Raw genomic sequence first — 417 nt, 5'->3', positions numbered from 1 at the left:
GTACGCCATGTTGATGAAGCACAGGTTTCACAAGGGGAAGCGGTTAGCATAGAAGCGGGTGAAACCTATTTGATAACGGGCGGACTGGGGGGATTAGGTCAGTTATTTGCACATTACTTGGCAAGCCAAGCCAAGGTTAATCTGATCTTAACAGGTAGAAGGGCGATAGAGCAGGCAGAGCCGTTGTTGGCGCAGTTACGAGCAAAAGGGAGCGAAGCGACTTATATAGAAGCGGATGTCAGTGACTTGGATGCGATGCGTGCAGGTTTGGCACAAGCGAGGTCGCGTTTTGGTGCGATACATGGTGTGTTACATACGGCGGGGGTGGAGAGTACTCAAGGATTTGTGGATAAAGATGTGATGCAAATGTATCAGGTTTTATCGGCGAAGGTGCGAGGCACACAGGTACTTGACGCA

At 50.1% G+C, this 417-nt stretch carries 1 protein-coding gene; it reads left to right on the top strand.

What is annotated here, in order from left to right:
• A partial coding sequence (locus tag OCI93_RS21035) for an SDR family NAD(P)-dependent oxidoreductase (protein WP_261627272.1) occupies window positions 1-417 on the top strand: 417 nt, incomplete at both ends.

The organism is Pseudoalteromonas holothuriae (assembly GCF_945859825.1).
Taxonomy (GTDB): Bacteria; Pseudomonadota; Gammaproteobacteria; order Enterobacterales; family Alteromonadaceae; genus Pseudoalteromonas; species Pseudoalteromonas holothuriae.
This window is presented reverse-complemented; position numbering and strand designations above follow the sequence as displayed.